Here is a 13,426-nt window from a genome sequence, read left to right as displayed (position 1 = left end):
ATTAAGTGCAAAAACTAAATGCAATCATCATAAAAACTTGTTTTAACAAGACAAAAAGCAGGTCTAATTTCTATTCGAATTAACCTGCTAATGGAAACTTTTTATTCCGATAATTTTAAATAAAATAGTTATATAAATAGAACCATAAGTTCCTCATCAAAATATGTATTTTCCACTTTTAAAGCATTCTTTTCTATCCCATAAGTCTTAAATCCTAGAGACTGATACAGTTTTTTTGCAGGTTCATTGCTCGCTGTCACTGTAAGATGAATCTGTTCCACTCCCTCCAATTGTCTAGCCTTCTTTATGCTCACCCCCATTATCTTTCTGGCAACACCCAAACCGCGTTTCTCAGGTGTTACATACACCCCATAGATATTCGCCCTGTGCTTTATTTTGTTTTTCTGCTCCAGGACTAAGCTGGCAACTCCAATCAGTTCTTCCTGTTCAAACGCGCCAAAAGTGTAGGAGAAGTCACCCTCCAGCCTGTTCTGATAGATTTCTGGAGTATTTTTACTCTCTTCTTCGTAACTCGATGCAAAAGCCTCCGGATTGGTCTGCAGTGCTTCCAGTCTTAAAACGAAATACTTTACTGCATCCGATGATTGTAGCTTTCTTATTTCCATGCTGATTCCCCTTTTTTGTTCATGTCTCTGTCACCGTAATTCAACTTTAGTACTCAATCAATAACCAGAATCCCCTTTACCATGTAAAAAGTAAGCTGCATTCCTATCCATAAACCCCTGCTTTACCGAACTCCAGTCAGCATCCGTAATGGAATACAGCACCGCATTTCGGACATAGCCATTCGCTAAGATTCTTTCTTTTCTTAATATCCCTTCCTTTGTTGCTCCTAGACGTTCAATCGCTTTTTGCGATCTTACATTTCTTTCATCTGTCTTTAACTGGACACGTATCATTCCCAGCGTTTCAAAACAGTATTTCAACAATAAATATTTACAATCCGAATTTATAAACGTCCTGCGGTAATCCACTCCATACCAGGTCGAACCTATCTCACATGACAGATGTGTTTCATTGAATTCATACAGTCTGGTGGTGCCGACAACTTGATTGGTTTCTTTCAAAATAACCACAAACGGCAATGCAAACTTCTGATCACGAAGGTTTACAGCATTTGCTACCCACTCATCCATATCCTGCTTCGTTTTCACTTCTAGTAACATAAAAGCCCAAGTATCTGAATGATTAATACTATATAGTGGTCCCGAATGATCGATTTCCATGGGTACTAATTTTATTCTTTCATTCTCCAATATAGGTGGTTCTGTGAACAACTGTTGACGCATCATTTTCATCTCCTATACATTATCCAAGTGTAAGAATATTCTACCAATTAAAACTGGATTTGTAATGAAGAATTTTCGGGATTTATAGGATGAGAATTAAATATTGAAATTCGTTCATCATGACACTTCATCAAAAAAAGGAATGGATTTAGCGGCTCCAGATCTGGAAACGGTAACGGAGGCGGCTTTCGAGGCTACCTCAAGTGCTTCTACAATATTGCCGTTCTTGGCAACCATACATAGAAAATAACCCATGAATGTATCGCCGGCTGCAGTAGTGTCCACCACGTCTGCTTCAAATATCCCTTGTTTGAATTCTTGTACCGCATCCCGATAGATAGAGCCTTTTGTACCGAGAGTAAGCACCACTTTTAAGTTATTATAGGTGGTGAGTAGGTGATCAAGTATTTCTCCCTGCTCATTCCTTCCTGTAATCTCCCTTCCTTCGAGTTCATTGAGAATGAGATAATCTATTTTGGTCAGATCAAGCTTTCTGATCGAAGCATTTATTGGTGAAGGGTTTAAGGCAATGGTTATCCCTTTTTCATGAGCATCATCAATAATATACTCAACGCAATTTATTTCATTTTGTAATACCAGAAAATCACCTACTTGAAAGTCTGCTAGCACACGGTCTACCTGTTCCATCTCGATTTCCCTGTTGGCACCACCAAATAGTAGAATGCAATTTTCGCCTGACTCATTCACTTGTATGATGGCGTGCCCTGTTACAGAGCCGTCTTCCAATATTCCATCAACCTTGACACCTGCCTGGTCCAACTCTTTTTTTAGAAAAAGTCCATCCTTGCCGATTTTGCCAGCATGATATACTCTTGCACCTGACTTCGCTAAGGCAATTGATTGATTCAGTCCCTTCCCTCCTGCATACTCGGCATAATTAACAGAAGAAAGTGTTTCCCCTGCCGTGACAAAATGAGGTACGGTATACACCTTATCAATATTCAGTGAACCAAAATTCAAAAACTTCATATGATCACCTCTGTCTAATTTTGCTGCAATGTTCCAACTTTGTATGGACCTTTTCTCAGTTTTTTCTGAGTTAGTAAAAAACTGCTTACTTGTTAAAATCCTATTTTGTAATAGAATAAATCGTAAGTAGATTTTTTGAAAGGGGAGCAAAAAAATGAATCTTACATATGAAATTGTATCAGACAATGATATTGCGGTTTGTCGGGATATATGCAATGAACTTATGGGTTTCCAAAAATCGAAAGCTACGATAACGCCGGAATTGTTTGACGGCATGAACTTTGAAACGAGACTGGTCCCTTCACTTGAAAAAGCAATTCACAATTACACGGTTATTGTGAAGGATGGAGATAGAATAGTAGGTTATGTATATTCCAATGTCTCGCCGAAAGAAGCCTATTCCAACGAATTTGCCACTTTCTTTGACCTATCCTCTGTCAGCGGTGATCTTGTAGGCTGTTTATCACAGTTTTATATCAAGGAAGAATATCGTCAATATGGAATAGGATCGAAGCTTTTCCATATGTCCATGGATTGGCTGAATCAATTTGAGGAAGTGAAAGATTATTTCATCTTTGTCTCCAACGGTAACGAAAATGCGCTGGATTTCTATAAGCGCAAAGGCTTTATTGTCAGTCATGATATTTTGGATGGTTTCATCACGGTTCTTAGGAAGAGTAAATCCTAGTAAAGCAGGAAGGCGTATAGGTGTACGCCTTTTTCATCTCCCTCTCTTTTCGAACACATACAACTGACCATTGTTTGCAATTTTGAATTCCGGCCCTCTAAATCCTCTTCGCATCAATTCTTTGCGTAAAAACATCATCACGCCTCCATGACTGACGATCAGTGTATCCTCGTTGCCTGAAAGGATGTTATCCAAGGTTCCGCTAAGCTGTTTTTGTAAATCCAACTTACTTACAGGCTGAGACTTGTGATTGAACAGCCATGCCATTCGAATGGATAGTAAATGTAATTTTAATGGAAGTCTTCTATTATGCGGAAATATTGGGACAAGGTTAATCTCCCTTAGCTCCTTAAGATAGGTGATGTCTCCACCGAATGCTTTTTTCGCTGTTGTCGCCGCTCTAGGCATATCGCTGGAAAAGCATCTCTTCCAATCTATATTCTTTAAGTCTATTTCATTTTCTTCCACTTCCGAAGCGTCATACTCTTCCATCCACTTCAAGAGTTCTTCAGAAGAAACTCGTGTATTTGGGTAGCCACGCGTCACCTTAAAATGTCTGATTAAACCGATTCTCATGCCCTCAGCTCCGTTCTTTTCTCAAGTATTTTAATTTTATCATTAAAGTGCTTACACAATTCTAATAATTATATATAATAGATGGAAATAGAGTGCAAAAGGAGTCTATCAACATGCTTGAATATTTCACCGTTACCATCACTCCCTTCCAGTCCCAAAGAAGGGTCAGTGTCCTGTTACCGAAAAACTATCACACTTCCGAAAAACGTTATCCAGTTTTATATATGCACGATGGTCAGAATTTGTTTCTTGATGAAGAAGCAAGCTTTGGGGTGAGCTGGGGATTGAAGGATTATCTTGAAGAGAGCGATTTGGAAATAATTGTAGTCGGCATCGACTACAACCACGAGGGCTATGAACGTTTCAATGAGTATGCGCCTTGGAAAAATGAGGAGCTTGGCATGAGGCTTTTCAATGATGAAAACCTTACTGGTGGAAAAGGAAAGAAATACATTGAATATGTCACCCATGAACTGAAGCCAATGATTGATGAAAAATACCGCACCAACCCGGATGACACGGCAATGGCAGGAAGCTCCATGGGAGGATTGATATCCACCTATGCAGGCTGCAAGTATCCACAAATCTATAAAAAAATTGGTTCATTATCCTCAGCTTACTGGATCAATCAGGCCGAAATAGAAGCATACATAAAAGAAAGTGACTTGTCCGGGCTTGAGCGATTCTATCTGGACATAGGAACGAAAGAGGATACCTCGTTCATCAATCACCAAATCTACATTGATTCCAGCCAGGCTGTTTATGAACTATTGAAGGAAAAGGTCGAGTATGTTCGCTTTGATGTAATAGAGGATGCAATCCATAATGAAGCGGCTTGGCGTGCAAGGCTGCCGGAGTTTTTGGGGTATTTATATAAATAGAAAAAATAGTTGAACAGACGTTCTTACAACAGTTATCTGGGTATACTGGGAAGGACAGATTAATACGGGTGGAGCGGCTAAATCCCTGTGGAGAATGGGGGTGTAGCCGTATGAACGAACTGCAAATCTTTCTAACGTCTGGAATGTTCATTCTGGAATTATTGAGCTTTGTAGTAGTCCTGATCAAATGGAATCAGAAAAAATAATCCACCCGTCTAACGCTGGCAAGAGCAGACCGGGTGGATCATTTCGTTCGCCACAGAAGCTGAGCCACTGCGGAATTATTCTGTCAGGAGTCAAAGTGTTGTAGCACTTTGGCTCTTTTTATTATGTGTGACTTTTTAGTAAATTATATCACAAACTTTTTCATGTCTAATTGAAGATTCCTGGGAAGTTCTTAACACTCCCATTCACTCGCCATCAGACTATAAGTCACCAAATCCACATATCGATCATACAACAGCTGCCCATCCCTTTTTATTCCCTCTTTTACAAACCCCAATCTTTCAGGGACAGCTATGCTCTTATGATTATTTACTGCACATTGAATTTCCACCCTATGAAGCTTTAAGGTTGTAAAAAGGTAATCCAGTATAGCTGTTATGGATTTTGTAATGATACCATGACCTTGGGCATCTTCGGACAGGAAATATCCGATACTGGTGGCCCTGTTTTTCCAGTCGATAAAATGTAACCCGACCATACCTACCAACCTATCGTTATACCTGATTCCAGCATCAAATCCGTTATTGTCCGCGTAATTTTTCAGCCACATCGGGATGATGGAGTCGAAATCATCCGGAGATTTCCGCTTGTCCACCCATAATAGCCACTTCCTGAGATGTTCGCGATTGGCATCAATCAACGTAAATAACTCCTCTTTTTGTTGAATCTGCAACAATTCAATGGATATCTCGTTATCTACTTTGAACGAAAACATACTTACTCCCCCAAATCAATATATTAAAACCAATAATGATGCATTTCCTTTAGAAACTTCTCTGTAATGGGGTATCCCGAGTTTTCCCCTATAACGGAATCTATTCCACAGTAAGGACAGAGAGCAGTATCCTCTGAATCACACCAATCTTCAATTTCACTCGGGCTAAAGATTTTCAGGCAATAAAAGCATCCGCATACCTTAAACGATTGCAGTTCTTTTCTATGCCTGCTGCTGAAGCTGTGTGCTTTTTTAAGTGCATTTTCCATGTTCTAATCCGCCTTCCCCTAATAGATGGTTCGCCGCATCGTAAAAAAAAATATATTAAAATCAGTTCCCCTGACATACCCTCAGCTTATAATCATCATATTCCATTTATAAAAGAACACGAATTTTATTCATAAAATTGTGTGCCAGTTTCTATTACCTATTTAAATAAGCATTTTCCTTATAGTCTATTTCAACTTCAGGCAGCTCGCACATTTTTATGGCATTGGTAATGCGACCGCTGAGCCCCTCTTTCATCGCTTCATACTGCTCAGGTGTGATCGACTTTTGCCACGCCAATTGTTGGTGAAAAATATTGCTTTCCTCTGTTTTTCCAACGGATTCAGTGCCATTCCGCCTTTTGTTACTTGAGCATTCGTTTGCGCACACATGTTAAGCAGCAGCACTTCTAGAATTTTAGTTTCCCGTTCATTTAATTGTAGGTTGTTCACTTTTACTTTTTCATCTACCATTGCAATGTTTATATGGATCTCTATCTTATATCAGTTTCTATTTCTACTAGGTTTCGACAATACTCATGGAAATTCCTTCTAATGTTAAAATCAAGATAAAAAACCATTCTCTGATATAAGCAGAATGGTTTTTTTGGTTAACTCTACACAAATTTATTATCTCCCTACTCCCTCTTTTAAATAACCATCTATCAAATCCTGATTGATAAACGGCACAACCGGCAGGATTTCCTTTAACCCTTTTTCGGAAACTGCTTTCATCGCAATTTCGTTTAGCACCTTCTGATCGATAAAGGGGCAAATAGGGACAATCGATTGGATTCCATCGTTTTCAAAGCTTCGTTTGGCTAATGAGGAGATAAAATCTTTTTTTAGGAATGGCGCAATAGCACTTATTTGCTTTATTCCTTTTGTTTCAAATTCCTTTTCGGCGATGCTAGCTAGCTTGTCCTTGCTCATGAATGGGGCGATGGGAGCCAAGGATTTGATTCCTTTCTCATCATTCAATGATCTCTCGGCACATTCGTTGATGATTTCCTGGCTTAAAAAAGGCGCGATACCCACTAACGCTTGAATCCCTCCTTTTTCAAACTCTTTCATGGCACACACATTAAGCACATCCTGGCTTATGAATGGAGCAAATGCAGAAATGTCATGCATAGTGAGATCCTCTGTTAATCCTTTGAATACTTCATCTGCCTTTTCTGAAACCAGCAGCGGCGCAACATTAGAAAACTCTTCAACGGAAACTACGTATTCTGTCTTATCCCCTTCGATAATCTGGTTGATCAGAGTACTTCCCTTTTCATTATTAAGCAGTTCATCAATACTTACTTCAAGAATGTTCGCGAGTTCCGGTAACTTTGCAATATCCGGCATCGTTTCGCCACGTTCCCAATTGCTTACTGCCTGGTAACTGACACCAAGCTGATCTGCCAAGTTCATTTGGGTCAGTTTTTTTGCTTTTCTCCAATTTGCAATCTGTACCCCGATTTTCTTCATATTGAACACTTCCATCACCTCTTTGTTTTGATAGTTTTATTGTAAGTTTTTCCTTCTCATATGTATATCAAGTGATGCTTGAGTGGTTGAAAAACCATCAAAAAAGCCCGCCTTGCAAAATTGCAAAGCGGGCTTTCCCATCTATTCATTAAAATGTTTCGTATGCCACCACTTCATCAAGCGGTAAGCGCAATGTTCCGTGTGCTTCTGCAGCAGCTTTACCAACTGAGATCAGCATCACTGGAATGTAGCGTTCCGGAACGTTGAACTCCTTTTTGAATGCTGCACGGTCAAATCCACCCATTGGAACGGTATCATAACCAAGGTCTTTTGCAGCAAGCATCAATTGCATCGCAGCTAGAGAGCTGTTCATCACGGCTTCGTCACGGGCGAATTGATCGTTTGTGTAGGCACCATGAATCTGGCCAGTCAGCATTTCTTTTACTTCTGGTGTCATGTAACCTTTGTTCACAACTTCCCCGTACACTTTTTCCGCATTATGATTCGCTTCCAAGTCGCCAAGAATGGCAATGGTTACAGAGCTGTCGACCACTTGCTGCTGGTTATAAGCAATGGGTAAAAGCTTTTGTTTTTGAGCATCAGATTGAACGACAAGGAACTTCCAATGCTGAAGGTTCCAGGAAGATGGTGCCGTGATCGTAGCCTCCAGGATCGTGTTCAGATCTGCCTGTGGCATTTCATATTGGGTATATTTACGAACAGAATGACGTTCTTTCATTACAGAAATTGCTGAATTTTTGTTAGTAGTTTCCATGAAGAAATCTCTCCTTCTTCTTGTTGAATTATTATTTACTTATCATTTCTATCATATACATATCTCGATGTCAAAATATTTGCATTCAGGATAATTGGGATATTTATGTACGAGATGAATTTTTTAGCAGAAAAGTAAAAACTCATCCTTCTTTTTTCTCCCGCGAATGCTATTTCACTAAATAGATAAAAGATAAAGCTTTTTTCCTATCTTAAAGTTTGCTCCCCATGTCCTTTCGCTCATTTTTCAAAAAATACTTCTGAAAAGATACCGCTTTCCGATAGGATAGATGGGGAGAAGATCTCCTATTTCTTTGAAGAAATGGAGTGGTGGAATGAAAAGGTTGGTGTTGATTTTGATTATTGCACTTCTTGTAGTACCAATATCTGTTCAGGGCGGGACGATTGGCGGTAAGGATGATCCAGGTGGCGTTCCAGGTCAATGGTATGTAGGGGATACTCCAAGCTATGTCGATCCTAACAAGCCAGTCATCGTTTTTGTCCATGGAATCAACAGCTCATCTAAAACCTGGTGGGAAAACAATAATATGTATCAGACTGCTTTGAATAACGGCTATCAGACAGCATTCATTGATGTTCATCCAGATAAAGACATGTGGGATAACGGCTCTATTATAAACAGCCGTATCCGTGATATTTACAATCATTTCGGTCAGAAGAAAATCGTCATCGTCGCCCACAGCAAGGGCGGCATCGATTCACAAAATGCGCTCGTCCATTACGGGGCATACCCTTATGTATCAAACCTCATCACGTTATCCAGTCCTCATTACGGTTCACAGCTTGCAGACCTTGCATACAGCGGCTGGGCAAGCTGGCTATCCAGTATTCTTGGAAGTAAAAATGCTGCAACCTACTCTTTGCAAACAGGCTATATGAACAGTTACAGGCCCCAAATAGATAATCACATCAATCGTGCAAGAAACCCTATTTATACATTGGCAGGCACAAGCTGGGGTAGTTTCGGCTCTTCGCTTTATTGGGGAGGACTGTATTTAAGTTCCTATGGCTCCAATGATGGTGCTGTTACAGTTGCAAGTTCCAGGCTTCCTTACAGCACACAGGTGCGTGTAAGCAACTGGAATCATACCACCGTACGTGAGGGGGGCACGTTCCAGTATTTCCGACCATACTTGACAACCACTCAGACATCTGGGTTTGCTGCACTTAGTGAAGTCAGTGCGACGATCGAGCCTGTTGAACAGGATCCGACCAACATCAGTGCCCTGCACCGCGGTGGTGAGTTCCGTGGGGAAGGAAAAGAATCATTTTTTGTTGAGGAAAATGTGCAGAAGATTGATCTCGATTGGTTAAGTGACAAGCAGACCAAGGACATGGAGGTTATCAGTCCATCAGGAGTCGTTTACCGTGACTTCAAGCATGCAGTTGATCAGGAGATTTTCAAAGGCGGTCATCATCACACTTTCCAGATCTCCAATCCGGAAGCAGGTGTTTGGACTGTAAAAGCAAAAAAGGATAAGTCAGCCTACTTGATGACGGTCGGCTTCCATACCGATTTGAACGAGGAAATCGTCCTGGAGGATTCTACTTTCGAATTAAAAAACAAAGGAAACAAAGTGAAGGATTTTCATGTAGATGTAAGAATCAACAAGGATGGAAAAACGAAGAAGGACTTTGGCATAAAGGTCGCCAATAAAGGAAAAGTTGCGCTGGACTTCAAGGAGGAAGGCGTTTATACCATTACACTTGATGTAAAAGGGAAAACGAAAGACGGTCATGACTTTGAACGGACGATAGTGAAATCAGTGTACGTAGATAAAAACGGAAATAAATACTAATGAAAAAGCTGATGCCTTTGCAGATTTACCTGCCTAGCATCAGCTTTTTTGTTGCATTCTAGTTTTTCATGCGAGGGTCAAGTGCATCTCTCAACCCGTCCCCCATCAAATTGAAGCCAAGTACTGTCAACATGATTGCGAGTCCAGGGAAAATCATCGTCCATGGAGCTTGAATCAGATAATTCTTGGAATCTGCAAGCATTTTCCCCCATTCCGGGTTCGGCGGCTGTGCACCCATCCCAAGGAACCCGAGCGCTGCCGCTTCAATGATTGCAGTGGCAATAGCGAGGGACCCTTGCACGATGATTGGTGTCATACTGTTTGGTAAAATATGATGCAGCAAAATACGGGAATCCTTCATCCCGATTGCTTTGGCTGCCGTAATATATTCTTCTTCTTTTACACTCAGAACTCTCGATCGTATCAGGCGACCAAAATTCGGAATATTGATAATGGCGATGGCGATTAGTGCATTCTGTAGGGAAGGCCCTAAAATGGCAACAATAGCAATGGCCAAAAGAATACTAGGAAATGCAAGCATAATATCGAATGTACGGCTGATGATTGTATCGACCCACCGACCATAGTAGCCCGCAATTATCCCTAGTAAGCTTCCAATGATGGAAGAAGCCAATACCGCAAAGAATCCTACCCATAAGGAAATTCTTGCCCCATAAACGATTCGGGAAAAGATATCTCTTCCAAAATCATCCGTACCGAGCCAATGATCGCTGGATGGCGCTTGAAGTCGATCCCCCAGCACCTGTTTATCAATTCCATACGGTGCTATTAATGGCGCAAAAATGGCGATGACTATAAATAATAATACGATGAAGGTTCCTACTAGAGCCAATTTATTCTTCTTGAAGCTCTTCCAAGCTTCTTTCCATGGTGATATTACTTCGTCCTGCTTTACCTGTGTGGTGATTGGTTGCGTATTACGTGCTAATTCTGCCATGTTATCCCCCCTGCTACATACCGAAATAGTTAGTTATATTTAATTCGCGGATCAATTACAGCATATAGAAGATCGACAATTAAATTGATGAAAACGAAGAATGTTGCAACTACCAAAATCCCGGATTGTATAACTGGATAATCACGATAGCTAATAGCATCAAAAATATATCGACCAATACCAGGCCAGCTGAAGATGGTTTCCGTTAAAATGGCCCCACCCAACAATAATCCCGTTTGAAGACCGATTACTGTTAGTACCGGGATGACCGCATTCTTTAACGAGTGCTTATAAATGACCCAAAACATTCTTAATCCCTTTGCTCTTGCTGTTCTGATAAAATCAGAGCGCATGACCTCGAGCATACTGGATCTTGTAATTCTGGCGATAATCGCCATCGGTATGGTTGCTAAGGCAAACCCCGGCAGAATCAAATGACGTACTACATCCCAGAACTGATCGATTCGACCGTTCAATAACGTATCGATTAAATAGAGGTCTGTAATGGCGTTTACCGGATCACGTACATTTTCCCGTCCTGCAGTTGGCAGCCATTCCAGCACGATTGCAAATCCCCACTGCTCCATTAAACCCAGCCAAAAAATCGGCATGGAAACTCCAATCAAGGCGAGTACCATAGCGGTATAGTCGAACCAGGAATTTTGAAACCATGCACTGATAATACCTGCATTGACTCCAATTATGATGGCTATTATCAAGGCTACAATTGACAATTCAATTGTAGCGGCCAAATACGGCCATATCTCTTCACTGATCGCTGTCTTTGTTTTAATGGATTCTCCCAGATCGCCTGTCAATAATCCTTTAATATAGCTGAAATATTGAATATATAAAGGCTGATCTAGTCCAAGCTTAGATGTCAATTCTGCCATTGCTTCCTTTGTTGCCCGTTGACCCAAAATAATCTGCGCAGGATTCCCTGGAATCGCATGTATGATGGAAAAGACAACTAGAGTCATACCTATCAATACTGGAATTAACATCAATATTCTTCTTATGATATAAGCGAACAAGGTTACCACCTCTTTTACTATGTACTAATAAAGGGGAGTAACAGGTACTCCCCCTTCTTAAATTATCTTGGTGTAATTATTCGAATTCCACTTTTGTTAAATTGTCAGAACCAGTTGGATGCGGAAGGAATCCTTTCAGGTTACTTTTACCAGCCAATAGTGGCGTAGAGTGAACGAGAGGAACCCAAGGCGCATCTTCATGAATAATCTCTTGCGCTTCTTTATACAGTTTATTACGTACTTCTTGATCCGCATTTGTTTGTGCTTCGATTAGGATTTCATGAAGTTCATCGTTGCTGTAGTAAGTGTAGTTATTACTTCCAATGCTATCTTTATCCAGTAAAGTATGGATAAAGTTATCCGCATCCCCATTGTCACCTGTCCAACCTAATAGGAAGGCATCCGCTTCCCCTTTGCTCGCCTTATCCAAGTAAGTACCCCAGTCATACGTAACGATTTCCGCTTTGACTCCGATTTCAGCAAAGCTTGATTGAATAACCTCTGCAACCTTCATCCCATCCGGCATGTAAGGGCGAGGTACAGGCATTGCCCATAGTTCCATTTCAAATCCATCTGCAAAACCGGCTTCAGCAAGAAGTGCCTTCGCTTTTTCTAGGTCATAAGGATATGCTTCAATGTCATCGTTATACCCTTCCAATGCAGGTGGCAGTGGATTTTTTGCAGGCTGTGCAAGTCCACCGTAGAATGCATCAATAATTGCTTGCTTATCAATCGCATGGTTCAATGCTTGACGAACCAGCTTGTTATCAAATGGAGGTCTAGTAGCTGTAAGCCCTAAGTACCCTACGTTCATAGAAGGACGTTCAAAGGTTTGCAGATTGGAATCTCCTTCAATTTGTGCCAGGTCAGATGGATTTACACCATCCATCAAATCAATTTCACCAGTTTTTAAGGCATTTAAGCGAGCAGAGTTTTCTGGAATCGCTTTAAAAATAACTTTATCAAGCTTTGGATATCCTTCCATCCAATAATCTTTGTTTTTCTCCAATACGATTCTGTCATTCTCTTTCCATTCCACAAATTTGAATGGACCAGTACCTACTGGGTTTTTACTGAAATTATCCCCATGCTCTTCCAATGCAGCAGGGCTCGCAATTCCAAATGGAGACATCGCCAAGTTTTTCAAGAAAGGCGCTTGTGGTCGATTCAAAGTGAATTCTACTGTCTTTTCGTCTAGTGCTTTTATTTCCTTAATAACGTGACCCTCATCCCCTTTAAATCCACCAAACATCGTGTAGTAAGGGAATTTGTCCGCATCACCATTCATCCAACGCTCGAAGTTTTTCACAACTGCATCCGCATTGAAGTCAGTGCCATCATGGAACTTTACACCTTCGCGAAGTGTCAATGTGAATGTCAAGGCATCATCGGATGCTTTCCATTCCGTTGCTAATCCTGGTTGAAGCGTTGTATCCTGTTCACCATAGTTGATCAGCGTTTCAAAAATATTCTTTGTTACCTTAAATGTTTCCCCTTCAGTTGTTGTGATTGGATCTAATGAGGTGGAATCCCCACCGCGTCCAAACACCAATTCTTTTTGAACGGATGATTCCTTGTCATTTCCTGTTTCAGATCCGCTACAGCCTGCGAGCCCGATAGATAAAATGAGCATGAATACAAGCGTAAGCAATAGATTTTTCTTCTTCATAATCTTTCCCCCTTGTTTTATAAAAAATATGTATCAAATGCTGT

Annotated in this window: 14 protein-coding genes; 3 read left to right on the top strand and 11 right to left on the bottom strand. The window is 40.7% G+C overall.

The window, feature by feature from the left end:
* Positions 1–128: 128 nt before the first annotated feature.
* The 3 genes from ABN702_RS06090 to ABN702_RS06080 form a co-directional block, all read right to left on the bottom strand.
* Positions 129–626 (bottom strand): GNAT family N-acetyltransferase, encoded by a 498-nt coding sequence (locus tag ABN702_RS06090; RefSeq protein ID WP_417899848.1) that lies wholly within the window; start codon positions 624–626, stop codon positions 129–131.
* Between the two features lie 57 nt (positions 627–683).
* Entirely contained in the window at positions 684–1,313 is a 630-nt protein-coding gene (locus ABN702_RS06085; RefSeq protein ID WP_417899847.1) for a GNAT family N-acetyltransferase, read from the bottom strand.
* Between the two features lie 114 nt (positions 1,314–1,427).
* On the bottom strand, positions 1,428–2,300 hold the full coding sequence (locus tag ABN702_RS06080) for a ribokinase (RefSeq protein WP_417899846.1): 873 nt from the start codon (positions 2,298–2,300) through the stop codon (positions 1,428–1,430).
* A gap of 154 nt (positions 2,301–2,454) precedes the next feature.
* On the opposite strand from ABN702_RS06080, the gene ABN702_RS06075 reads away from it, so the two are divergent.
* Complete coding sequence (locus tag ABN702_RS06075; RefSeq protein WP_417899845.1) at positions 2,455–2,988, top strand: GNAT family N-acetyltransferase; 534 nt, start codon at positions 2,455–2,457, stop codon at positions 2,986–2,988.
* Between the two features lie 33 nt (positions 2,989–3,021).
* Here ABN702_RS06075 and ABN702_RS06070 read toward each other — a convergent pair whose 3' ends face one another.
* Positions 3,022–3,564 (bottom strand): histidine phosphatase family protein, encoded by a 543-nt coding sequence (locus ABN702_RS06070; RefSeq protein ID WP_417899844.1) that lies wholly within the window; start codon positions 3,562–3,564, stop codon positions 3,022–3,024.
* Between the two features lie 113 nt (positions 3,565–3,677).
* On the opposite strand from ABN702_RS06070, the gene ABN702_RS06065 reads away from it, so the two are divergent.
* Complete coding sequence (locus ABN702_RS06065) at positions 3,678–4,445, top strand: alpha/beta hydrolase (protein ID WP_417899843.1); 768 nt, start codon at positions 3,678–3,680, stop codon at positions 4,443–4,445.
* Between the two features lie 397 nt (positions 4,446–4,842).
* Here ABN702_RS06065 and ABN702_RS06060 read toward each other — a convergent pair whose 3' ends face one another.
* The 4 genes from ABN702_RS06060 to ABN702_RS06045 all read right to left on the bottom strand — a co-directional run bounded on the left by ABN702_RS06060 (position 4,843) and on the right by ABN702_RS06045 (position 7,902).
* A complete protein-coding gene (locus ABN702_RS06060) occupies positions 4,843–5,385 on the bottom strand; it encodes a GNAT family N-acetyltransferase (RefSeq protein WP_417899842.1) in 543 nt (180 codons plus the stop codon).
* Positions 5,386–5,408: 23 nt separating this feature from the next.
* Positions 5,409–5,654, bottom strand: a complete 246-nt coding sequence (locus ABN702_RS06055; RefSeq protein WP_417899841.1) for a cytoplasmic protein — start codon at positions 5,652–5,654, stop codon at positions 5,409–5,411.
* A gap of 627 nt (positions 5,655–6,281) precedes the next feature.
* Positions 6,282–7,127, bottom strand: a complete 846-nt coding sequence (locus tag ABN702_RS06050) for a helix-turn-helix domain-containing protein (protein WP_417899840.1) — start codon at positions 7,125–7,127, stop codon at positions 6,282–6,284.
* A 148-nt stretch (positions 7,128–7,275) separates the two neighbouring features.
* Positions 7,276–7,902 (bottom strand): nitroreductase family protein, encoded by a 627-nt coding sequence (locus tag ABN702_RS06045; protein ID WP_417899839.1) that lies wholly within the window; start codon positions 7,900–7,902, stop codon positions 7,276–7,278.
* A 334-nt stretch (positions 7,903–8,236) separates the two neighbouring features.
* On the opposite strand from ABN702_RS06045, the gene ABN702_RS06040 reads away from it, so the two are divergent.
* Positions 8,237–9,721: a lipase family alpha/beta hydrolase gene (locus ABN702_RS06040; RefSeq protein WP_417899838.1), complete on the top strand. Its 1,485-nt coding sequence runs from the start codon at positions 8,237–8,239 to the stop codon at positions 9,719–9,721.
* A gap of 58 nt (positions 9,722–9,779) precedes the next feature.
* Here ABN702_RS06040 and nikC read toward each other — a convergent pair whose 3' ends face one another.
* The 3 genes from nikC to ABN702_RS06025 form a co-directional block, all read right to left on the bottom strand.
* On the bottom strand, positions 9,780–10,679 hold the full coding sequence (gene nikC, locus ABN702_RS06035; protein WP_417899837.1) for a nickel transporter permease: 900 nt from the start codon (positions 10,677–10,679) through the stop codon (positions 9,780–9,782).
* A 29-nt stretch (positions 10,680–10,708) separates the two neighbouring features.
* Positions 10,709–11,713, bottom strand: coding sequence for an ABC transporter permease (locus ABN702_RS06030; protein WP_417899836.1), 1,005 nt, complete (start codon positions 11,711–11,713; stop codon positions 10,709–10,711).
* Between the two features lie 76 nt (positions 11,714–11,789).
* Positions 11,790–13,382, bottom strand: a complete 1,593-nt coding sequence (locus ABN702_RS06025) for an ABC transporter substrate-binding protein (protein WP_417899835.1) — start codon at positions 13,380–13,382, stop codon at positions 11,790–11,792.
* Positions 13,383–13,426: the final 44 nt, after the last annotated feature.

Origin of the sequence: Bacillus haimaensis (assembly GCF_048270625.1) — a bacterium.
Taxonomy (GTDB): Bacteria; Bacillota; Bacilli; order Bacillales; family Bacillaceae_I; genus Sutcliffiella_A; species Sutcliffiella_A haimaensis.
The sequence above is the reverse complement of the archived record's forward strand: the minus strand, read 5'-3'. Positions and strand labels throughout refer to the sequence as shown.

Bases quoted from the DNA above. Each gene is read 5' to 3' on its own strand.
- ABN702_RS06090 (WP_417899848.1), bottom strand. From the start codon at position 626: ATGGAAATAAGAAAGCTACAATCATCGGATGCAGTAAAGTATTTCGTT.
- ABN702_RS06085 (WP_417899847.1), bottom strand. From the start codon at position 1,313: ATGATGCGTCAACAGTTGTTCACAGAACCACCTATATTGGAGAATGAA.
- ABN702_RS06080 (WP_417899846.1), bottom strand. From the start codon at position 2,300: ATGAAGTTTTTGAATTTTGGTTCACTGAATATTGATAAGGTGTATACC.
- ABN702_RS06075 (WP_417899845.1), top strand. From the start codon at position 2,455: ATGAATCTTACATATGAAATTGTATCAGACAATGATATTGCGGTTTGT.
- ABN702_RS06070 (WP_417899844.1), bottom strand. From the start codon at position 3,564: ATGAGAATCGGTTTAATCAGACATTTTAAGGTGACGCGTGGCTACCCA.
- ABN702_RS06065 (WP_417899843.1), top strand. From the start codon at position 3,678: ATGCTTGAATATTTCACCGTTACCATCACTCCCTTCCAGTCCCAAAGA.
- ABN702_RS06060 (WP_417899842.1), bottom strand. From the start codon at position 5,385: ATGTTTTCGTTCAAAGTAGATAACGAGATATCCATTGAATTGTTGCAG.
- ABN702_RS06055 (WP_417899841.1), bottom strand. From the start codon at position 5,654: ATGGAAAATGCACTTAAAAAAGCACACAGCTTCAGCAGCAGGCATAGA.
- ABN702_RS06050 (WP_417899840.1), bottom strand. From the start codon at position 7,127: ATGAAGAAAATCGGGGTACAGATTGCAAATTGGAGAAAAGCAAAAAAA.
- ABN702_RS06045 (WP_417899839.1), bottom strand. From the start codon at position 7,902: ATGGAAACTACTAACAAAAATTCAGCAATTTCTGTAATGAAAGAACGT.
- ABN702_RS06040 (WP_417899838.1), top strand. From the start codon at position 8,237: ATGAAAAGGTTGGTGTTGATTTTGATTATTGCACTTCTTGTAGTACCA.
- nikC (WP_417899837.1), bottom strand. From the start codon at position 10,679: ATGGCAGAATTAGCACGTAATACGCAACCAATCACCACACAGGTAAAG.
- ABN702_RS06025 (WP_417899835.1), bottom strand. From the start codon at position 13,382: ATGAAGAAGAAAAATCTATTGCTTACGCTTGTATTCATGCTCATTTTA.